We start from the raw sequence: 20,579 nt of genomic DNA on the forward strand, positions 1-20,579 counted from the left end.
CTCAACTATTGATGTATCATACCAAATTCAGTCACCAAGAGAGGAACATATAACCATGAGTAATTTTCAGAAAACAAATGATTTCAACGAGATTGTATACGGTCGCCGCTCCATTAAGACTTATGATCCTACTATAAAGATCAGCCGTGAAGAAATGACGGAGATGTTAGCAGAAGCAACCATTGCACCATCTTCGGTCAATATGCAGCCATGGCGCTTTGTTGTCATTGATAGCGAAGAAGGGAAAAATACGCTTGGGGATTTAGCTAAATATAATAAAGATAAAGTATTAAGTTCATCTGCGGTCATTGCTGTCTTTGCGGATATGAATAATTTTGACTATTCCGAGGAGATTTTCGGTAAAGCTGTTGAGCTTGGATATATGCCTAAGGAATTGAAAGAATATCAACTGAATGCGTTCAAACCTATGTACGCAGCGTTGTCCGAGACAGCTATGAGAGAAACCATCATTCTTGACGCTGGACTTGTATCGATGCAACTTATGCTTGTCGCACGTGCACACGGCTATGATACCAATCCCATTGGTGGTTATGAGAAAGATCAAATCGCAGAGATATACGGTCTTGATAAAGATCGTTATATTCCTATTATGTTGATCTCCATCGGTAAAGCAGCAAGTGAAGGATTCCAAACGTACCGATTGCCTGTTGAAACGATAACAACTTGGAAATAATAACGTATCGATTATAAACCACTACAGCACTTCGGAGGTCAAAGATGAAATGTTTATTTTCGGATCAAGAAGAAATCTTACATCTACTGAAGGGGCTTAGCAACCAGATCAACCCTAAGTTCGAACGTTGTACAGGCATTAGCTCTTCACGATATGAACTCTTATACCAACTGTATCAAGTCGATGAGGTGAATCAGTCTACCTTACAAAAAGCCGTAAACATCGATAGCGCGGCTATTACCCGCCATTTAAAACAACTTGAAGCTGACGGGATGGTCTCAAGAAGTAAAATCGCTTCGGATAATCGTGTTACGCTCGTTCGATTGACTGAGGAAGGTCGCAATAGGATCATAGGCTACAAGGAAGAGAAAATTAGATTCGTGAATACGATGTTGAATGATTTCAGCAAAGAGGAACTCGACATGGTAACCACGCTGCTCAACAGAATGCAAAATAATATTAGTGAATTATAAAATATATATACTAAAGGATGATCATCAATGATAATTATACATGCCAACCTACAAGTGAAACCTGACCAAGAAGAAGCATTTTTAGAAGAAATGAAATCTCTTCTTCCCCTAACAAGAGCAGAAGAAGGTAATATCAGCTATGACTTAATGAAAAATACGGAGAAGGATCATTATTACACGATGGTTGAACTGTGGAAAGATGTTGAGGCAACTACGTCACATAATACAAGTGCTCATTTTACTGCCTTTGTTCAAAAAGCCCCAGTATTCATGGCTGCGCCTATGGATCTAAAGGTATTCGCAGGCGAAGCTGTAAATCGCTAATTGTTAGCGACAAAATCATAAAAAAATCGTCTTGTGCATTCTAAGCACAAGACGATTTTTTTATGATTCATTTCAACGCTTGAGCAGCCGTTTCAATTCTTCACGATTAGTCTTCTTACAATATGTACTTTCACACTATTTAAGTAGTTTTCTATTCAATTTACCTAATGAGGTATACGGTAAATCGTCGACTAGAACAATTTCTTTGGGTAGCTGAAACCGTGCCAATCGAGGACGCAGCCATTCAATAAGCTCCTCTGTTTCCATTTGGGCATCTGCTTGTAGAAGGACAAAAGCTTTCAAGCGCTGTCCAAAATGCTCGTCACTAACCCCTATCACGCCCGCATCCTCTACTTGAGGGTGAGTGAGCAGCACCTGCTCTACTTCTAGAGGATAAACATTTTCCCCCGCAGAGATGATCATACTGTCTGCCCTTCCACACAGATAGTAATAACCCTTCTCGTCCTGGTAGCCTAGATCACCGGTTTCAATCCAGGTATGAGTTCCATTCCTCATGGACCACCTGTTTTTAATACATAATTGCCCGACCTCACCGAGCTTAACTTCGTTCTTATACTTATCTAGTATCTTGAGGTCGACCCCCTTAATCTTCCTTCCGATTGTACATAAGGAATGGACCAAATCTTGTGGTGTTGCGATCATGTTCAGGCCCGTTTCCGAGGTGCCATATAAATTGTAAAGTACTTCACCCAACTGATTTAATGTCTCTTGGGTCAGCTTTGGACTAAGCTCTGCACCGCCTGAAGCAATACAGGTTAGCGATTTCAAATCACTCACATTTGTTCTTAACATTTTGTGTAGCATGAGTGGCACAACCGTTACAACTTCCACCCGATGCTCCCGAATCAGGTTGCATGCCATTTCAGCATTAAATCCACGGCGTACAACCACTTTTTTGCCTAGGGCGCCAAATAAGAGCAATACCGCTATCCCATAACCGTGATAAATAGGCGTTGCAATATACGCAGTATCATATTGAAGGATCTTTAATCGAATAAGGAAATCGTAGAATGGGTCTAAATAATTGAAAAGAGACGGCTTATGCGCCGCTTCCTTAGCACGACCCGTCGTCCCACCTGTCAAAAGGACTAACTTACCTGTGGAGTTGCGTCGCTTCTGTTTGCTGCTACAAGTTATAGGGGTTAAATTGTTAATCGCTGGACGCGTATGATGATAACTCATTAGTATCGCTTGTGTATATGTACATTTCTCACGGGAGTGGAATCGCTGCTCATCAATAACCAAGAGGTCAAAATGATGATGTTCAAGGATATCATTCAGCTGAATATCGCTCATCTCGGAGTTTAACAGATATACATCTGCTCCTGTTGCAGATACCGCAAAGATGGTTTTGATTAACGAAGCGTGATTTTGACAAATAAGACCGACTTTCTTACCGCTCCCAAGCTGGTATCGCTCGCTCAAGGTTACCGAAAGCTCTTCGGATCGTGCAAAGAGTTGGTTATAAGTTAAAGTTTCCTGCTCATCTACTAGGGCGACTTGGTCTCCATACGTTTTGGCAGAGAAACGAAGAAGTGTCAGCAGATTGATTCCATTTGTGTAAATAGCAGCAGCTAAACGAAACACGGCTAGGGGTGATAACAATCTGATCTTATTAAGAACATAGAGCAATTTATAGATCCTCACTACCATCTCTCCCTTTTCTTAGCCTTCGCGGCATCGAGAACTCTAAGTACCTTCTGAAGAGAATGGAAGCCAACTGTCCAAAGATTAACCACCAAGGCTTGTAGGTTGTTTTATGGGTATAGAGAGACTTTCCTATGATTCTTGCAACGTACTGTGGCGACATTGCGGGTAGCTTTTGATAAGAAGTCGTTGGCAATATCATAGGTGTTCTAACTAAGGGAAGGTACATCGATGTTGTGGAAATTCCCGTTATGTTCAGTTCTTGCGCAACTGACAGGAACCAAGTGTCGAAGGCTGCCTTGGACGCCTGATATGCTGCCCATTCAGGGAGCGGATGCAATAAAACGTTGACTGTCGAGACGTTGATGATATGTCCTTGCTTCTGCTCAAGTAAAGGAATCACCGACAAGAGCAATTGAACCGGAGCCGAATAGTTAATTGCCATTGTACGTGTAAAGTCATGATAGCGATCCAAGGATCGATGAATGGAACGTTTAATGGAATGACCCGCATTGCTTACAACAATATCAAGCCCTTCTGGAAGTCTGTGAAGAAAGCGTAACAATCCCTCCATGTCCTCCTCATTTCGTAGATCAGCTGGGAACACGCTGACTTGAGCCTCTCTCAGTTCGATTGTACCTTTTATAGCTACAAGCTTCTCTTCACGCCTAGCCACTAAGATTAAATGAACCTTTGTATCCGCTAGTAAATAAGCAAGCTGCTCTCCTATACCCGAGCTAGCGCCCGTAATAAGAACCGTCTTCCCTTCTAGTTGGCGCATCAACTTGCGCTCATTGAACAATAGCGGTGGAAACAGGACGTATTCGAGGAATCTGTACGTAGGCATGGTGGCTCCTTTCTTAGCTAATAATCAGCAGTCACGGACAACTCCTCATTTTTTCGACAAGGAGGAGGTGAATACCTCTATGCTGGGACTTGAGTGCGGCGACATAATCTTTCTCTCAATTTGATACACCCAAAATGCAAAAAAATAAGGACGCCAAGGAGGCACCCTTATTCAAAATGTCGTCCAAATTACCACTAATGCTTAGGCATTATTGAGCTGTATAACCACCGTCAATAACAACCGCTTGACCTGTTACACTTCTAGCTTTATCGCTTGCTAAGAACAAAGCATAATCAGCAATTTCACTAACTTCTAACAATTTCTTTTGAGGAACCAAAGGTAGAAGAACTTCTGCTAGCACATCCTCAACAGGTACGTTACGAGTCTTAGCTAGATCTGCCATTTGTCCACGAACAAGTGGGGTATCTACGTATCCTGGGCATAATGCATTAACGGTAATGCCATGTTCTGCACCTTCTAAGGCAGCAACTTTTGTTAGACCAATAACACCGTGTTTCGCGCTATTATATGCCGCTTTCCCTGCGAACCCAACTAATCCATTAATAGAAGCAATATTAATAATACGACCAAATCCTTGCTCCTTCATCATTGGGAATACTGTTTTGATCATAATGAAAGGTGCAATCAACATGATTTTGTGCATCATTTCAAATTTAGCTGTTGGAAAATCTTCAATTGGTGATACGAATTGCAAACCAGCATTATTAATCACAATATCAACTGTGCCGTACGTCTCTTTCGCCACTTTGACTAGATTTTGTATGTCTTCCTCTTTTGTAACGTCGGCTTTAATCCCTATGGATTCGAAACCTAATTTCTTAAGAGACTCCGCTGATTCTTTGACCTGTTCTTCATTAATATCAGATAGAACGACTTTAGCTCCGCTGGCAGCAAATTCTTTACCAATTTCAAATCCAATACCTCGAGCAGAACCTGTAATAATAACCACTTTATTGTTAACCATAATATAATTCCTCCTATTGTAGATATCATTTGTTAAATAGCATAGTGCTTCTTTATACTAGACCGATAATACCCATAATTACGCCAACGATTAATGCGATGGTAGGTATTATAAAAGCAACGACAAATACATCTTTATAGGTCTCTTTATGAGACAGCCCTGTAACGGCTAATAGTGTTAACAGCGCACCATTATTAGGGAATATAGATGCACCAGAAGCAACAGCGGCTATTCGATGCAATGCATCTGGACTAATTCCTGTTGCTAGCGCAGCGTTGTAAAACGTATCACCTAGCGTACTAAGTGCAATTCCCATCCCACCTGAAGCAGAACCCGTAATAATAGACATAATTTGTACAGAAAGCCCTTCAGCAACTTCCATTATCACCTGGATGCAGGGATACACCAAGTTCCTTGGCCACTTCGTATTTCACATCGTCTGGTAGATTCGGATTAACCGTATATCCTTCGCGCCTCATGACATCTGCTTTGAAAGCCTGCATTCCCTGTTCGACCCCTGGTACCACATATCTTCTCTTTCTTCTTGCCATCATGCTACACTCCCCTTTCCCCAGATATCTTGTTCTAACATACCCAGGACTTTTGGGGAATATCATGGAGAAAGGTAGATGAACTAATGATCTTCACTATGCGTGATACGCAACACCCTATCATCTATACAACGAAAAGTACGGGTACTCCAATAGAGTACCCGTACTTCAACAAACATTTGATATGATAATTATCCCTACTTATGATTATAGGACATAGAGCATGTCATTAATCCTTACTCCTTACTTTAAAAAGTTAAACTATTGTTTTGTGCAATCCGTCCTAAATACTTAGCACTTTCTTTGACTTTACGTTCTTGTGTGGCTCTATCCACTTCAATAATTCCGAATGTCATCGAATAGCCTGAATTCCACTCGAAGTTATCAAAGGATGACCAGTACATATATCCTCTGATGTCGATACCCTCTGCTACACAAGCCTGTACACCTTCTAAACCTCTACGAATAAATTCAATCCGACGACTGTCATCATCCGTAGCAATCCCATGCTCCGTAATAATGATGGGGATATGTAGCTCTTTCGCTACTTTTCGAATGACATTTCCAAGTGCTTCAGGGTAAAACTCATATTTCATTTGTGTAAGCTCAGCTCCATCTGTAGGCTTAACCAGGCCATTCGGACCGTAAACCTCTCTGGTATAGTTTTGAAGACCGAAGAAGTCATCCCCTTGCACTATATCTACATACTCACCAAAATTATCTTTCCATTTCTTCTCGGCCACTGCTTCACCACCCGGGATCGACTGGAGATCAGAAAGGGCCATGGATAAACCTACCTTAATGTTAGGTTGTATTCCCTTAATCACTTTACGAGCTTTCAAGTGTGCTTCCTTCAGTATGCCGATACTCGCTTCATCTGAGATCATATGGAATGTGAAATATTGGTCTACTGTAGTTCCACAGAGCTTCGCTGCTGATTCTCTCCATTTAGGAGAGGACCATGATTTGGTATCAATCCCTACAGGAGGAATAACTCCGATATTGGAGAATACATCACGTAACATAATGGGAAGATTTACTTCATTGAAAGTCAATACATAAGGGATTAAATTGCCCAACTCACGGATAACAACCTCACAATAGGCTGAAAAAAGTTCGGGAATATTCGGATTAGCCCATCCCCCTAGTCTCATTAACCATCTAGGAGAAGAAAAATGATGCAATGCCACAATCGGAGTAAGTCCGAACTCATGACAGGTATTCAGCACATCTCGATAATGTTCGATAGCCGAGCGTGAGAATTGTCCGGATTCCGGTTCGATCCTTGACCATTCTAAGGAAAAACGGTAGGCCTTCAAGCCTAAGCTAGCCATAAGGGCAATATCTTCTCTATAAAGCCTATACTGATCAATAGTATCGCCGGATTTATCCAAGTATGGGGAACCTTCTGCATGTTCCTCTGCCCAAAAATCACTGTTTGTATTGTTACCTTCTACTTGATACGCTGCCGTTGATGAACCCCAAATAAAGTTTACAGGAAATACATTTTCCATATTCAACACTCCTAATCCTTATTTATTCTATTTTTTTTAAACACACATCCACACGAAACTTACCTAGTGAGTAGCCCTTTCAATTCCCATTAAGGTCTAAGCCTTCCGATCATTACCCAAAGCTTGCAACTCTGCCATGATTGCAGGATATTTCTTATCCAAGCTATAGATAGACATCAATACAATTTGCAGTACAGCCAATAGCATGGGAACATATATAAACAAAGTCTTGATGGATGATAGAGCCATATCCGATTGAACCTCAATACCACCAATATATCCTCCCAGGGCTAACGTCCATCCGACAACCGCTCCTCCAAGTCCACTCCCGATCTTCGACGCTAAGCTATGACCGCTATAAATTAGGCCTTCCGTACGGACTCCGGTTTTCCATTCTCCGTAATCCACAGTATCAGCTAGCATAGCAGCACCTGTCGCAACGGCTGGGGCTATTCCAAGTGTCTTCAAGACTGTACTGATCATAATGACCTGAAAATTTGATGGATCTATAAGAATCAGTAATGATCCAATCAATGAGATACATGCTCCAATTAGAGCTGCATTTCTCTTTCCGACCTTCTTAATAAGGGGCGTTGATATAATCATACCGACCAAGATCGGCACCAGTCCAGCAAGAGATAAGGCTCCAACAAGGGCCGGATTATGCAGGATATATTGGGCGTAATAGATATTTAGCGCTCCGCTAACACCCGAGCTTAGGAAGATAAGCGTGGTGAACGGAATAACAATCAACCAGAACTTGTTCCGCATCAAAGCCTTAATCCCCACCCGAAATGGAATATCCTTTTGGACAACAACTGGTTTCACACGCTCTTTCGTTGTTTTGTACGTCACGGCATATAATAGTGGTGAGATCACCCCAATGATTACAAAGGTTAAGAACCAACCTGTCTTTCCGCCACCGAATGCATTTATCATAGGCATCGCAAAAAAACTAATGAGAACTCCTCCAGAAATCCCTAACACCATTCGAGTTATACTAAGAAGAGAACGTTGATAGGGATCCTGTGTCATAAGCGAATTCAAAGCGCCATAAGGAATATTTATGGATGAATAGATTAAACTAACAATGAAATAGGTAAGAGACGCATAGACAATTGCACCTGTGTGGCCTAATTCTGGTGCTGTAAACAAGATCATGACCGACAATCCAAACGGGACAGCCATCCATTTGATCCAAGGTCTAGCCTTTCCATGCTTACTCTTGGTCCGGTCAACCAAAGCACCTATACCTACATCAGCTACCCCATCTAGGAGTCGAGTAACCAGAAGGATTGTACCTACAATACCTGCTGAAATTCCAACAATATCTGTATAAAAAAAGGTGAGAAAGGTTGTAATAGCCGTCCAAATAATATTGGTCGAAAAGTCACCTATTGCATATCCAAAACGTTCTTTCAATGATATCTTTGCATAAGCCTCGTGAGTTCCGTTATCTAGTTTCGTCCCTGTCGCCGGTGTAGCCATCGCTTTTTCCTCCTTATTATTTCTTCAGAATACCAATTTCTTGACATTCGATAACGGACTGGAGCGCTTTCATGGCCATCTCTTCATTGGGCCCATCAACAGAGATGGTTAACACATGACCCGCTCGAATCGATAAAGAAAGAACTCCAAGGATCGAATGTAAGGTAACCCTTAGTCCTTCATGCTCACCAAATATAGCGCAATCCAGGTATTGGTTAGCCGTATACACTAACTCATTTGTAGGCCCTGCATGAAATCCGTTAGGATCTATCATTAAAAATGTTTTACTAACCATGTGTTTGAACCCTCCCTATGTACCTATTTTAGCAAGCGCTTTCATAAATTTTAATGCTAAAATCCAAGCATATTAGTGCTTGTTTCAAAGATTTTTATTTCAACGATCTATCACTATTAATAAAAACATAGGAAGCACCCATTATCTTTAGAAGCTTTCACAATACTACTCTCATTACGCTATTGATAAAAAATGTATACATGAGTTATAATTTTAAATAATAAACTGTGCTCGTTTCAAAGAATGGTGGCCTACCAATGAATACTGCTGAATTACGATCCTATTTGATAACCAACAACCTTAGAGATGTACCCGATTGGGACCTTATAAAAAACACATATAACGCGGAAACGATAGAGGTAAATGGTCAGACTGTTTATATATTTAACCTAAGTTTTGATATGGCGTATACACCCATTGAGGATAATATTGTTGTTTTTCAATCCGTGCCTTCCTCGGTAGTACCTATGCATATTCATCAATACATCGAATTGATTTACGTCTATCAAGGCAAATGCACAGTCGTCATGCAAACTGGCGAAATCAACATGAATGAGGGGGGCATCATCATTATTGATAAACAAACCCCTCATACATTAAAAGGAATATCGGATTCGGATATTATCATCGATATCAAACTGAAACATGATTACTTGACCTCAGGTTTTCTTAGCCGATTTACGAAAAAAAGTGCCATCTCTCATTTTTTAATAGATTCTCTGATTGATACTCGAAGAGCCAATAATTATCTCCACTTTCCCTTAGAAAATGGATCTAACATAATAGAAATCATGCAGAATATAATGTGTGAATATTTTGATCGAGATTTTTGTTCTACTGACATGATTGACTCTTATTTATTCATTCTATTTACTGAATTGATTCGGAACAGTAATAGTATGACTAGTATTGAGGCAGGTAATATAAGTCAGAAAGATTCTATTATTATTGAATTTCTAAGATATATTGAGAAAAATTATCGTGATTGCACCCTTACTGAAATAGCAGCCCACTATAAATATCACCCTAACTATATATCGGCTATGCTCAAGAGAGCTACCGGAAAGTCCTTTAAAGAACTTCTCCAGATTGAACGTTTGAATAAAGCCGTTATTTATTTATCCAACTCAGACCTTCCCATACCTGATATCGCGGAAGAAGTGGGTTATTCGAGCTTATCCTTTTTCTTCAAAAAATTCAAAGAAGTATATTCCCAAACTCCGAACCAGTATAGAGAGAATAAACATAAAAGAAAATAACGATCAAGCTATTATTTAATCCACAGAGTAGCTATCCATTCATTAATTCTCTCGTCCTACCTTCATGTCCATTTTATACATTTTTTTTGCTTCAATAGGACTTTCTTTAGCCGTCATATGGCTCGGAATGACCCGACATACTTGAACCGGTCCTCCAAATACAGCCGACCTATACTTGTCCACATGTTGCTTGGATAGGGGACGATTATAATATCCCGGTACATATTTATTCATCATTTCCTGAAGTACATGCGTAGCTTCGTCCAAATCGGTAATCGGCTCTGCTTGTCCAAATATCATTACACTCATATATGCCGTATCTGTTTTGGCAGGTACGGGATCTGTGATGGTTCCATATTCTTCACATACCGTAAAACATATCTCTGAGTTTTCCTTCATAACTTCATTTCGTCTTCCATCTCCAGCCCCGTGAAAATACAGCTTCCCCTCACTCCATACATAATTAAGAGGTACAACATAGGGTAGATTCCCATCAACCAACCCAAGAAACCCCGTTCTCGCTTGACGAAGGAAACGTTCAATTTTCTCTTGATCCTGACATTGCCTAACCTTGTAACGAACCGATTGCATTTTCTAATTTCCCCTTTCATTTATAGATATTCATCCCGCTTAATTGCCTTGAATTTCATATTCTTCTAAAGTACGAAAACGGGCAGATTGCATATACCCTTGTTATTACGGTAGTATATCAATAAATGGATGGCATAATAACATCCATAAATCATGTTTATGAACAATCCATAATTATTATTCAGGGTTAGATCTTGTATTTGGAGGTGTATACGATGATGAAAGTCATTCGTAATGATAAGAGACCAATCTGGCAGCAATTGCTGGATCAAGCTATTCATAATATTACAAAAGGAATCTGGACCCCAGGAGAATTGCTGATTCCTTCCCGCGAACTGGCCCACATGGTAGGTGTCTCCCGCTCAACGATACAGATTGTCTATGAGGAATTGCTTAGTCGGGGCTATACCGTTACGTCTCGCCGAGGAGGAACGCGAGTCAGTCAATGGAATCAAATCACGGAGTCAACGAAGGAAATTATGACAGATGGCCCCATCCCCCCTTCACTTCCCTTGTTAAACACGGCTGTCGATCAACTCCATGACTGGTTCAGAGGAAAAGAACAGCGAGAAGTGGATATTGATTTTAGCCCCCATGAACCTTATTTGGATGGGCAATTTCACAAGAACTGGCGACAATCGCTTCTCCATGCCTCCGCTGAAATGGATTTATCTAGTTGGGCTTATGGTGATCCCTATGGTTACACACCCTTACGTGAGCAAATCCAACGTTATTTATCACTTGAACGAGGCATTCATATTCAAACCAATCAGATTCTATTGACCTCAGGAGCGCAGCATAGTATTGACTTAATTGCACAATCGCTTTTATCTGATGGCGACACGGTCTCTGTAGAAGATCCTGGTTTTCCAGCTTCCTGGATGGCGATGAAATATCGGCATATGAATGTAGTACCCGTTCCTGTTGATGAGTATGGACTAGTGGTTGAGCATATTGACCCAGAATCCAAGTTAATCTTTGTCACTCCTTCGCACCAGTGCGCAGTCGGAGTCGTGATGTCGGAACCGCGCAGGCAACAACTGCTACATAAGGTTACTAAAGATCAATTGTGGATCATCGAAGACGATTATGATAGTGAATTTCGATATCGTGGGGACCCGCTTCCAACGCTCTTTAGCCAAGCACCTCAGAATACCCTATACCTTATGAGCTTTTCTAAAATGATTGCTCCAGGCATTCGTATTTCGGCTATCGTTGGATCTGTTGAAGCTATTGCTCAACTAGCTAGGGTACAGGAGCTGACTTACCGTCATCTTCCGATTATGGATCAACTAACACTAACCCATTTCATTAAGAGTGGGCATTTCATGCGCCATATGAGAAGAGTTAGAAATGTCTACCGAAGAAGACACGAAGCCATCACAAAGGCTATTATAGCTAGCGGTTTAGGAGAGCGGTTCACACTCAGTGGAGTAGAAACGGGATTACATATGTTACTTGAAGCTGAAGAATCATATGATGAGGAAGCCGTGAGCATGTTAGCTCTTCAACAAGGAATACGTATATACCCTCTTGGACCCTATTGTCTGGATAGCAAGCGAAAGGGCTGGGTATTGGGGTTTGCACAAGTAGATGAAGCTTCCATTGAACAGGGGATTCATCGCCTTGCGGAGTTGATCTTATAGAATCATCATAAAGACACCAGATCATCCTGACTCTGGTGTCTTAGAGTGCTCTATGAAACACGATTTGCAATCATTTATTCATACTACTTATCGTATTATAGTTTTGAATTTAATATATTAATTACTTCTTTTGCAACTTCACCGCCAGATGCAGGGTTTTGTCCTGTTACAATATGGCCATCAACCACAGTGAACGATGCCCAATCATCTCCTTTTACATAATTGGCACCTCTTTTAACAAGTTTATCTTCTGTTAAATACGGAACCACTTTATCCAATCCCACAGCTATTTCTTCGCTATTTGCAAAGCCTGTGACCTTTTTATTTGAAATTAAATATTCGCCTGCATCGTTTTTAATATTTATTAAACCAACAGCACCATGACAAACCGCTGATACAATCCCCCCATTTTCGTATATTTTCATAGCAACCTTTTGCAGTTTTTCATTATCGGGGAAATCCCACATTACGCCGTGTCCGCCTGTAAAGTAAATAACATCATAATCTTCAGGATTAATTTCGTCTGCAGCTAACGTAGTCCCTAACTTATTTAAAAAATCATTATTTTGATAGTATTTCCAATCTAATCCGGTCATTTGATCTTTTTCTAAACTATGTGGATCTATCGAAGTATACCCTCCTTTAGGGCTAACGTAATCGATTTTATATCCTTTTTTATCCATTTCATCTACAAAGTGTACAGCTTCTCCTAACCATAATCCTGTTGCACGCTCAAGATCTGGATATTTAGAAACATTGGTTACGACTACTAAAATATTTGCCATTATCTTCACTCCCTTTAATGTGTTAGTGTAACCTTAACGGTTAAACCATACTTTAAGTCAAGGAGGAAATATTATGTATTCAATTCAAAAAGCTAGTGATTTGTCTCAAATACCTTCAAGCTCAATTAGATATTATGAAAAAATAAAATTAGTTCCTACACTAAAAAGAAATATACAAGGAATTCGTATATTTGATGATAAAGACATTGAAATCCTTAGATTAATAAAGTGTTTTAGGCGCCTAGGAATGCCTATCGAAGATATAAGGGGAAATATCTCAAATATAAATTTAGAATATGAAAACATAGATACGAACTCAATTTTGTTACAACATAAAAAGAGCTTAGAAGAGCAAATACTTATTTTAAACTCTTACATCGATGAAATTGAAAATAAAATAATAAAATAATAATATAGATATTATTATGATAGGCTCAATATTAAAGCAAATCATTAATCCTATCCCTGTTCCATTACTTTTTAATGAATAAATAGGAGTGCCTAGCGACTTAACTTCAGCTTCTGACATTCTACTTCCTTCATCAATTATTTTTATCTCGGAAAAATTATTATTTCTATTTGCTATGAATATAATTCGGTTGCAATAACTTTCAGCTGTTGGGTCGTAGGTACCCATTAACATCGTTGCTCCGATTTCACGATTAATATTGCGAAACAATGTCATTCCTATTTCATGATCATCATTCGCTTCGCTTATATTGTCGATACACTACTGGCAGGCGCCACCTGAAATGATATTCTATTTCACAGAAAAAAACAGGATACCTTTTCACCAAATACAAGTGAGGTATCCTGTTCCTATTCAATTCAAATGATGTTTATTTAAGCTCCTGTAGGAGACTCTGTCCAAATTGTGGCATGGTTACATCAAAGTTATGTGCAACTGTTGCTCCAATGTCCGAAAATGTCTTACTTACGGGTAGCTCACGTTGCCCAGTGAAACTCTTACTGTAGATGAGTAAAGGAACATATTCACGGGTATGATCTGTACCCGCATGAATAGGATCATTGCCATGGTCTGCCGTAATTACGAGAAGATCATCTTCACGCAAGCACGCGAGAACTTCATTTAATCGATTATCAAACTCTTCTAGTGCTTTCCCATACCCGATCGGGTCTCTACGATGTCCATAAAGTGCATCGAAATCAACAAGATTCAAGAAACTAAGTCCCGTAAAATCAGTTTGAATGGTCTCCATGAGTTTATCCATGCCATCCATGTTAGACACGGTGCGCAAAGACTTGGTGACACCTTCACCATCATATATATCTGAGATCTTACCAATCGCTAGTACATCGAACCCAGCATCCTTGAGCTCATTCATCACGGTTCTTCCGTAAGGCTTTAAGGCATAATCATGACGGTTCGGTGTTCTCTTGAAATTCCCAGGCGGTCCGAGGAAGGGTCTGGCGATCACTCTACCTAGCATATATTCCTCACGCAAAGTAATCTCTCTGGCAATCTCACAGATTTGATATAGCTCATCTAAAGGAACAACCTCTTCATGAGCTGCAATCTGAATCACTGAATCTGCCGAAGTATAGACAATGAGTGCACCCGTGTTCATATGCTCTTGTCCAAGTTCATCCAGAATATCCGTACCACTAGCTGGCTTATTCCCAATCATCTTCCGCCCTGTTCTTTGTTCTAATTCGTTCATTAATTCATCTGGAAATCCATCTGGGAACACTTTAAAGGGAATATCGATTTGTAAGCCCATAATCTCCCAGTGTCCTGTCATCGTATCCTTCCCATTCGAAGCCTCTTGCATTTTGGTGAAATAAGCTAAAGGCTGCTCTACTCTGGGTACCCCGGGTATTTGATCAATATGGCTTAAGCCTAACTTAGATAAAACAGGTACATGTAGTCCGTTCATTCTTTCCGCAATGTGCCGTAACGTATGTGATCCCACATCACCAAACTTTATCGCATCTGGCGCTTCACCAATGCCTACCGAATCCATAACGATGACGAAAATCCGCTTAAACCGAGGTGTTGGTTTCATATCATAAATTCTCCTTCCAAGATCATCTGACTTCATTAGATTTATTTATGCTCTGCTGTATAGGAATAACCATCAACAACAGGAAAAAGAGTCATCCCGCAAGCTTCTAGATCTTGTGGGACAGCTCCATTTCGAGTTAAGTTGTATTCCATAGAGAAGTGATTCAACTAGAATATAATACCGATAATAATAGCTGATAAAACGCTTACAAGTGTCGCGCCATATAACAGCTTTAATCCAAATCGAGCAACAATATTCCCTTGCTTTTCATTCAAACCTTTCACTGCACCCACAATTGTACCAATCGATCCAAAGTTAGCAAATGAGATTAGAAACACGGAGACAATGGCTGTAGTACGCCCACTTAAACCATCTTGGATCTTAACAAAGTCAAGCATCGCAACGAATTCATTTGCAACAAGTTTTGTCGCCATGATACTACCAGCTGTAACAGCTTCATTCCATGGCACTCCGATAAGAAAGGCAATCGGTGCAAAGACATACCCTAGAACTCCTTGGAACGAGATACCGAATATACCGCTGAAGACACCATTAATTAAAGCAATGATCCCAACAAACCCAATTAACATAACCCCAACGATGATGGCTACTTTAAAGCCATCCATAATATATTCGCCCAGCATTTCAAAAAATGTTTGTTTTCCCTCTTCCTGAACTTCAACAATATCTTCTTCAGGTGTAACTTCATACGGATTGATGATAGATGATACGATAAATCCGCCAAATAGGTTTAATATTAATGCAGCCACAACATACCTAGGTTCTAGCATCGTCATATAGGAACCGACAATTGACATGGATACCGTCGACATTGCAGACGCACATAATGTATACAAGCGATGCTTTGGCAATAATCCAAGTTGGTTTTTCACAGAAATAAATACTTCATTTTGTCCTACAATTGCAGCTGCAACCGCGTTATAAGATTCCAATTTTCCCATGCCATTTATTTTACTCAGTACCAAACCAATATACTTTATAATGAAAGGAAGTATTTTGTAATGTTGCAAAATCCCTATTAATGCTGACATAAAAACAATCGGCATCAAAACAAAAAGGAAAAATGTATGGGCCCCTTCATTAGCAATCCCACCAAAAACAAAATTAATACCTTCATTGGCATAGCCAAGTAATTTCGAGAAACTATCGGCAAAACCCGTAATTAAGAATTCGCCAATGCTCGTTTTTAGTATGAGTAAACCCAAAACAATCTGAACAGCAATCATGACAATGATTGGACGATATTTAATCTTTTTCTTATCGTTACTCGCAAGCCATGCCAGTAGTAGAACAATAATTAGGCCGACAATAGATATTAGATAATGCATCTTTATCCCTCCAAATGATCAGTCAATTTTCTTGGAATTCTTATTTTGAAATCCATCTTTCCACATTAATCCTTGTTCTAGAATAATCGCTAACAGACTTCCACAGATTAACCCATTATTTAAAATGGCGATCACGATCGGAGATAATTGGATTGTGGATGATGAAGGGATAAACATTAAACCCACACCAACTAACAGGGAAACGCCACTAACGATAAATGTTCGCTCTTCATGAATAACCTTCTTCAATTCTTTCAGGGATAATCCAACCATCTTTACAAAAATGACGAATGTAACGGCATAGCCTATAGGAGCTGGAATACCTGATATGACGTTCATCATTGGCGGAAATAAGGAAATGGAGACTACTAAGCTACATCCAATCAAGAAGGAACTGCGTTCCCTCATACCTGTTTGTTCAACATATCCCGCCGATCCTGAGATAGGTACTGATCCAACGGCCCCTAAACAACCACCAATAAAATGTGTAATCCCAGAAGTAAATCCAGCACGCAAATACCGGCGATTATCCACTTGCTTTGGTTTCATAACGGTCTCCATCAACCTAATCGATGCAAGCGCATTCGTTATTAATAATAGTGTTAATAAAAATGCCGTAGTGATGGTCCCACCGTCAAATCTTGGCGTTCCAAAAGGGAATAATTCCGGTAGCTTAAATAGCGTATCCGCCTGTGCAATCACCGGCATATTGCCGCACACTATAAATAATAGACAACCTAGCAATATACTAATGATTATTGAAAATTGGCGCAGTAAGACAAAGCGACTGTTCCCTAACCAAAAGGTCATGCAAATCACAATCACACTAAGCAAGAACACTTTAACATCTAACAACGTGTGGCTTGATGTGATTCCCATCATCCCTTTCATGAAAGAACCGCTTAATTGAAAGATCAATAAGAGCAAATATATAAAAGTGACGGTTGGTGTAAATAGACGGGCGATTTTATCCATTAGCTTAAATACTGAAATTAGGATAAATAAAACACCACTAATGATCATCCCTCCACTTAAAGCTTGTAAGGCTTCACTACTAGAAGAATATAATACCCCTACTAAACTCGCATAAATGGTAAAGATGCTCCACCATAACCCTGCCGGACCTTCATGAATAGGGAATTTATGACCAATCAGGCCTTGTAGAAATCCAGCTGTCCCTAAAGTGATCATTGTGCTCTGAATGAGTCCAGAAGTCTCAATGGGTGTTAAGTTATATAAATCTGCGATAGCAATTGGCGCAGCAATGGCACCTGCGATCATAAAAATCATCCACTGCAATCCGGACAGTATTACTTTCATTTCTTTTCCACTCTCTTTTCTTACACCCGTACTCTTGTCCATCATTTAGCCATCAATGATCGTATTAAGAGCTATTTCAACCATTTCATGAAAAGATTGCTCACTTTCTTGATGAGTTAAATGTTCCTGTGTTAACAATTGACTGCCCACTGTCAGAATTGATAATGCCTTCACACCATATTTAGCGGCTAAAGTATATAAGGATGTACTTTCCATTTCTACTGCTAATACACCAAAATCCATAAACTTGTGAAGTCGATCTAAGGTTTCACGGTAGAACTCATCCGAATTATAGATGTTGCCAACAAAGACATTTACATCTTTACCTTGTGTTTCTTGATACGCTTTCATTAACAATGAGAAATCTGCCGTAGGCGCATAATTACAGCCATGAAAGATCTTCTCCGTCATATTGCTATCTGAAGACACGGCTTGGGCTAATATAATATCGCGGATATTAATTTCTTTTTGCATTGCGCCACATGTACCGATGCGAACCAATTTCTTAACTTCATAATCGACAATCAACTCGGTTGCATAGATACTCATCGATGGATTTCCCATCCCTGACCCCTGAACCGACACCGGCACACCCTTGTATAATCCAGTGTATCCATACATACCTCTGACTTCGTTATAACAATAAGCCTCATCTAAAAAGTGTTCTGCTACAAATTTTGCACGTAAAGGATCTCCTGGAAGCAACACGCGTTCCGCTATTTCTCCTTTTTTTGCACCTAAATGCCTACTCATATGTCTTCCCCCAACTTTTAATGAATATTAAACTCAGGTTTACCGAAATCGCTTTCACCTGCCGTTAAGAAAATTAGTTTCTGAAACTACTTTGAGCATAAGGTTTTTTTTCATAACAAACTAGACCAAAATCTCCCCTAGGGTAGGGAAAATAATTGGTCAAATTATATAAGTAATTCTTTACGAATATTGTCTAAATCTCTTTTAGATGGGATCGTAGAGATAATCACAACAGGCACTGTCTTTAATGTAACTGGGATATTACTAATGACAAGATCAATTTGATGTTCCTGCATCATTTCGTCCGTTAGCCCTTTCATGATGGATGTATCCATGATCAACTGATCTCCAATTTCCTTCTTTATCAAATCCGCAATGTAATGACGAATTGAGAATTCTTCTCCGATGACTAAGAAAGCCCTCTTCCTTTTATAACGCAAGCTTGAGCGAACCATTAAGGTGAGCTTTGTTAAGTGATAATCACTATACAAGAAGGAAGGGTACGCTTTATTCCACGTTTCCATGCAGGTCTGCAATTCTTGATAAATCTGCTGGCACTCCTTTTGAACATATGTCGTTAAATTACTTTTTGAAATCATCATCCATTCGGGAATCGCATTATCAATCAATAGCTTGTCAAAGAACGCATATATCTCCAATATAAATCGTTCTTCCATATCCAAGTTAGGGTATACCTTTGCCAATTGCGTTAGAAGCAGATTACCCATTTGATATTCTTCTTTATCTTTGTGTAATTCGATTTCTTTCATCGGTGTTATTTGTGATCCCTCATAATAATGATATTGGCTAAGACTAGCCAGGGATTGCATAAAGAATATTTCACTTTCAGGAAATTCAATGGAGAACGTTTCTTCAAGACTCTTCGCAAAGGTTTTCACTGGAAAATAAAAAAAGCCCTTTCCCCAGGGGTAACTATATTCGTCGATTTTCACACATTTTCCTATAGCAACTCTTTCTACTACAATGGCCAACAAAAAGGATAATCTCCTTTTGGAATTGATAAAATAAACAATGTTTTTCTCATTCTCTGTATTTGTAATTAACTGATTGATATAAGTAAAATCGACATTCTCAAAGGGCCATCCTGCAAACTCATACGCATCACAATATAACTTCCAATAGAAGTATCGAATATTCATCTCATTGCCTTTGATCATAGGTGTAGAAGAAGTAATGCGTAACTTATACGCTTGTAGATCATTATTATTTAATTCCACGATCAGTTTCTTCAAAGACGAGGTACTCATAAACAGTGTTCCGGCAAGTTCCTCCACGGACAGTCGACCAATATTCGTAAACAATACATTCATCAGCCGATAAAAGATGGTTTGTCTGAACATAGAAGAAATCACTTCACTAATTGTCTTACTGCGTCCATCCCGTCGAAGAAATATTCCCTTTCCTCTAGAAACCTCAATGATGACAGTAGGTGGTAATTGCTTGCTAATCTCCTCAACCATCTTGCGTATGGTTTTATCTGAGATACCTAAACTTTGTTCAACTTCGCTTAAGGTAAACCATCTTTGTTCCATATCAAGCAGCGTTAATAGCTGGCTAGCTAATGTAAATCCCTTATCCATATTCCCACCCTATTTCAATTTAATTTGAACATTAAAGTATAAACAAGGACAATTCCTTTTACCCTTTTGACGTTCTTTTACCGTGATCCGAACAGCCTCAAACGAAAAGCCTGTTTGAATACTATCTATGATAAGTCTCATGTCACCAACTCACCAAACATTAATGGTATCATTCGCTTGGTGTCAACTCTTATGCTTCCACGATCAAGAATATTTTAACGTATGCATAGTACAAGGCCCTAAACGTCACCGTATGACTTTAACAGCGATACTCATTGAAACGAATTAGCCTGATATAGGACCTATCGCATTGCGAAAGGCCCTCTTCATTGTATTTATTTACTTACCTTTTTCGCAAAAAAATCTCAACCTCATACACTATCAAGCCATCTAAGTTTTAATCTCACAA

At 39.6% G+C, this 20,579-nt stretch carries 21 protein-coding genes and 1 pseudogene; 6 read left to right on the forward strand and 16 right to left on the reverse strand.

Annotation, left to right across the window (positions count from 1 at the left end; genetic code table 11):
• Positions 1-55: 55 nt before the first annotated feature.
• Genes PBAT_RS06985 through PBAT_RS06995 form a run of 3 tightly spaced genes read left to right on the forward strand, consistent with a single transcriptional unit; the run spans position 56 to position 1,491 of the window.
• Positions 56-694 (forward strand): nitroreductase family protein, encoded by a 639-nt coding sequence (locus PBAT_RS06985; protein ID WP_068647900.1) that lies wholly within the window; start codon positions 56-58, stop codon positions 692-694.
• Between the two features lie 44 nt (positions 695-738).
• Positions 739-1,167, forward strand: a complete 429-nt coding sequence (locus PBAT_RS06990) for a MarR family winged helix-turn-helix transcriptional regulator (RefSeq protein ID WP_068647902.1) — start codon at positions 739-741, stop codon at positions 1,165-1,167.
• Between the two features lie 27 nt (positions 1,168-1,194).
• Positions 1,195-1,491: a putative quinol monooxygenase gene (locus PBAT_RS06995; RefSeq protein WP_068647904.1), complete on the forward strand. Its 297-nt coding sequence runs from the start codon at positions 1,195-1,197 to the stop codon at positions 1,489-1,491.
• Positions 1,492-1,626: 135 nt separating this feature from the next.
• Here PBAT_RS06995 and PBAT_RS07000 read toward each other — a convergent pair whose 3' ends face one another.
• The 8 genes and pseudogenes from PBAT_RS07000 to PBAT_RS07035 form a co-directional block, all read right to left on the reverse strand.
• Positions 1,627-3,165, reverse strand: coding sequence for an AMP-binding protein (locus tag PBAT_RS07000; RefSeq protein WP_248912414.1), 1,539 nt, complete (start codon positions 3,163-3,165; stop codon positions 1,627-1,629).
• Complete coding sequence (locus PBAT_RS07005) at positions 3,146-4,006, reverse strand: SDR family NAD(P)-dependent oxidoreductase (protein ID WP_068647906.1); 861 nt, start codon at positions 4,004-4,006, stop codon at positions 3,146-3,148. Before PBAT_RS07005 ends, PBAT_RS07000 begins: the two co-directional genes overlap by 20 nt.
• Before the next feature lie 208 nt (positions 4,007-4,214).
• Entirely contained in the window at positions 4,215-4,991 is a 777-nt protein-coding gene (locus PBAT_RS07010; protein WP_068647908.1) for a 3-hydroxybutyrate dehydrogenase, read from the reverse strand.
• Between the two features lie 52 nt (positions 4,992-5,043).
• Complete coding sequence (locus PBAT_RS07015; RefSeq protein WP_248912415.1) at positions 5,044-5,340, reverse strand: hypothetical protein; 297 nt, start codon at positions 5,338-5,340, stop codon at positions 5,044-5,046.
• 28 nt (positions 5,341-5,368) lie between these two features.
• Positions 5,369-5,542: pseudogene (locus PBAT_RS07020) on the reverse strand (small, acid-soluble spore protein, alpha/beta type); the annotation flags it as partial.
• Between the two features lie 248 nt (positions 5,543-5,790).
• Positions 5,791-7,056, reverse strand: a complete 1,266-nt coding sequence (locus PBAT_RS07025; RefSeq protein WP_068647913.1) for a glycoside hydrolase family 1 protein — start codon at positions 7,054-7,056, stop codon at positions 5,791-5,793.
• Positions 7,057-7,152: 96 nt separating this feature from the next.
• Positions 7,153-8,544, reverse strand: a complete 1,392-nt coding sequence (locus tag PBAT_RS07030) for an MFS transporter (protein ID WP_068647915.1) — start codon at positions 8,542-8,544, stop codon at positions 7,153-7,155.
• 16 nt (positions 8,545-8,560) lie between these two features.
• On the reverse strand, positions 8,561-8,839 hold the full coding sequence (locus PBAT_RS07035; protein ID WP_068647917.1) for an HPr family phosphocarrier protein: 279 nt from the start codon (positions 8,837-8,839) through the stop codon (positions 8,561-8,563).
• A gap of 257 nt (positions 8,840-9,096) precedes the next feature.
• Between PBAT_RS07035 and PBAT_RS07040 the strand changes: the two genes are divergently transcribed.
• Positions 9,097-10,098: an AraC family transcriptional regulator gene (locus PBAT_RS07040; protein WP_068647919.1), complete on the forward strand. Its 1,002-nt coding sequence runs from the start codon at positions 9,097-9,099 to the stop codon at positions 10,096-10,098.
• A gap of 42 nt (positions 10,099-10,140) precedes the next feature.
• Here the strand turns inward: PBAT_RS07040 and PBAT_RS07045 are convergent, their stop codons facing one another.
• Positions 10,141-10,689: a pyridoxamine 5'-phosphate oxidase family protein gene (locus PBAT_RS07045; RefSeq protein WP_068647921.1), complete on the reverse strand. Its 549-nt coding sequence runs from the start codon at positions 10,687-10,689 to the stop codon at positions 10,141-10,143.
• 215 nt (positions 10,690-10,904) lie between these two features.
• On the opposite strand from PBAT_RS07045, the gene pdxR reads away from it, so the two are divergent.
• The gene (pdxR, locus tag PBAT_RS07050; protein ID WP_068647923.1) at positions 10,905-12,335 is read left to right on the forward strand and encodes a MocR-like pyridoxine biosynthesis transcription factor PdxR; all 1,431 of its coding nucleotides are present in this window, start codon (positions 10,905-10,907) and stop codon (positions 12,333-12,335) included.
• Between the two features lie 95 nt (positions 12,336-12,430).
• Here the strand turns inward: pdxR and PBAT_RS07055 are convergent, their stop codons facing one another.
• On the reverse strand, positions 12,431-13,120 hold the full coding sequence (locus tag PBAT_RS07055; RefSeq protein WP_068647925.1) for a type 1 glutamine amidotransferase domain-containing protein: 690 nt from the start codon (positions 13,118-13,120) through the stop codon (positions 12,431-12,433).
• Positions 13,121-13,193: 73 nt separating this feature from the next.
• Here PBAT_RS07055 and PBAT_RS07060 point away from each other — a divergent pair, with 73 nt between their 5' ends.
• Positions 13,194-13,529, forward strand: coding sequence for a MerR family transcriptional regulator (locus tag PBAT_RS07060; RefSeq protein WP_068647927.1), 336 nt, complete (start codon positions 13,194-13,196; stop codon positions 13,527-13,529).
• Here the strand turns inward: PBAT_RS07060 and PBAT_RS25530 are convergent.
• From PBAT_RS25530 to PBAT_RS07085, 6 genes are all read right to left on the reverse strand, one after another.
• The gene (locus tag PBAT_RS25530) at positions 13,485-13,805 is read right to left on the reverse strand and encodes a hypothetical protein (protein WP_149466267.1); all 321 of its coding nucleotides are present in this window, start codon (positions 13,803-13,805) and stop codon (positions 13,485-13,487) included. The two genes, PBAT_RS07060 and PBAT_RS25530, sit on opposite strands and share 45 nt — an antisense overlap.
• A 154-nt stretch (positions 13,806-13,959) precedes the next feature.
• Complete coding sequence (gene deoB, locus PBAT_RS07065; protein ID WP_068647929.1) at positions 13,960-15,147, reverse strand: phosphopentomutase; 1,188 nt, start codon at positions 15,145-15,147, stop codon at positions 13,960-13,962.
• Between the two features lie 167 nt (positions 15,148-15,314).
• Positions 15,315-16,496 (reverse strand): NupC/NupG family nucleoside CNT transporter, encoded by a 1,182-nt coding sequence (locus PBAT_RS07070; RefSeq protein ID WP_068647931.1) that lies wholly within the window; start codon positions 16,494-16,496, stop codon positions 15,315-15,317.
• 18 nt (positions 16,497-16,514) lie between these two features.
• On the reverse strand, positions 16,515-17,858 hold the full coding sequence (locus tag PBAT_RS07075) for a purine/pyrimidine permease (protein ID WP_248912416.1): 1,344 nt from the start codon (positions 17,856-17,858) through the stop codon (positions 16,515-16,517).
• Positions 17,859-17,861: 3 nt separating this feature from the next.
• Positions 17,862-18,569 carry a purine-nucleoside phosphorylase gene (gene deoD, locus PBAT_RS07080; protein WP_068647933.1) on the reverse strand — a complete coding sequence of 236 codons (708 nt, stop codon included), beginning with the start codon at positions 18,567-18,569 and terminating at the stop codon, positions 17,862-17,864.
• A 164-nt stretch (positions 18,570-18,733) separates the two neighbouring features.
• A complete protein-coding gene (locus tag PBAT_RS07085) occupies positions 18,734-20,170 on the reverse strand; it encodes an AcpB/EbpR/MafR family transcriptional regulator (protein ID WP_068647935.1) in 1,437 nt (478 codons plus the stop codon).
• Between the last annotated feature and the right edge of the window lie 409 nt (positions 20,171-20,579).

This window comes from Paenibacillus antarcticus, from assembly GCF_001637225.1.
Classification (GTDB): Bacteria; Bacillota; Bacilli; order Paenibacillales; family Paenibacillaceae; genus Paenibacillus_AQ; species Paenibacillus_AQ antarcticus.

Bases quoted from the DNA above. Each gene is read 5' to 3' on its own strand.
- PBAT_RS06985 (WP_068647900.1), top strand. From the start codon at position 56: ATGAGTAATTTTCAGAAAACAAATGATTTCAACGAGATTGTATACGGT.
- PBAT_RS06990 (WP_068647902.1), top strand. From the start codon at position 739: ATGAAATGTTTATTTTCGGATCAAGAAGAAATCTTACATCTACTGAAG.
- PBAT_RS06995 (WP_068647904.1), top strand. From the start codon at position 1,195: ATGATAATTATACATGCCAACCTACAAGTGAAACCTGACCAAGAAGAA.
- PBAT_RS07000 (WP_248912414.1), bottom strand. From the start codon at position 3,165: ATGGTAGTGAGGATCTATAAATTGCTCTATGTTCTTAATAAGATCAGA.
- PBAT_RS07005 (WP_068647906.1), bottom strand. From the start codon at position 4,006: ATGCCTACGTACAGATTCCTCGAATACGTCCTGTTTCCACCGCTATTG.
- PBAT_RS07010 (WP_068647908.1), bottom strand. From the start codon at position 4,991: ATGGTTAACAATAAAGTGGTTATTATTACAGGTTCTGCTCGAGGTATT.
- PBAT_RS07015 (WP_248912415.1), bottom strand. From the start codon at position 5,340: ATGTCTATTATTACGGGTTCTGCTTCAGGTGGGATGGGAATTGCACTT.
- PBAT_RS07025 (WP_068647913.1), bottom strand. From the start codon at position 7,056: ATGGAAAATGTATTTCCTGTAAACTTTATTTGGGGTTCATCAACGGCA.
- PBAT_RS07030 (WP_068647915.1), bottom strand. From the start codon at position 8,544: ATGGCTACACCGGCGACAGGGACGAAACTAGATAACGGAACTCACGAG.
- PBAT_RS07035 (WP_068647917.1), bottom strand. From the start codon at position 8,839: ATGGTTAGTAAAACATTTTTAATGATAGATCCTAACGGATTTCATGCA.
- PBAT_RS07040 (WP_068647919.1), top strand. From the start codon at position 9,097: ATGAATACTGCTGAATTACGATCCTATTTGATAACCAACAACCTTAGA.
- PBAT_RS07045 (WP_068647921.1), bottom strand. From the start codon at position 10,689: ATGCAATCGGTTCGTTACAAGGTTAGGCAATGTCAGGATCAAGAGAAA.
- pdxR (WP_068647923.1), top strand. From the start codon at position 10,905: ATGATGAAAGTCATTCGTAATGATAAGAGACCAATCTGGCAGCAATTG.
- PBAT_RS07055 (WP_068647925.1), bottom strand. From the start codon at position 13,120: ATGGCAAATATTTTAGTAGTCGTAACCAATGTTTCTAAATATCCAGAT.
- PBAT_RS07060 (WP_068647927.1), top strand. From the start codon at position 13,194: ATGTATTCAATTCAAAAAGCTAGTGATTTGTCTCAAATACCTTCAAGC.
- PBAT_RS25530 (WP_149466267.1), bottom strand. From the start codon at position 13,805: ATGACATTGTTTCGCAATATTAATCGTGAAATCGGAGCAACGATGTTA.
- deoB (WP_068647929.1), bottom strand. From the start codon at position 15,147: ATGAAACCAACACCTCGGTTTAAGCGGATTTTCGTCATCGTTATGGAT.
- PBAT_RS07070 (WP_068647931.1), bottom strand. From the start codon at position 16,496: ATGCATTATCTAATATCTATTGTCGGCCTAATTATTGTTCTACTACTG.
- PBAT_RS07075 (WP_248912416.1), bottom strand. From the start codon at position 17,858: ATGGACAAGAGTACGGGTGTAAGAAAAGAGAGTGGAAAAGAAATGAAA.
- deoD (WP_068647933.1), bottom strand. From the start codon at position 18,569: ATGAGTAGGCATTTAGGTGCAAAAAAAGGAGAAATAGCGGAACGCGTG.
- PBAT_RS07085 (WP_068647935.1), bottom strand. From the start codon at position 20,170: ATGGATAAGGGATTTACATTAGCTAGCCAGCTATTAACGCTGCTTGAT.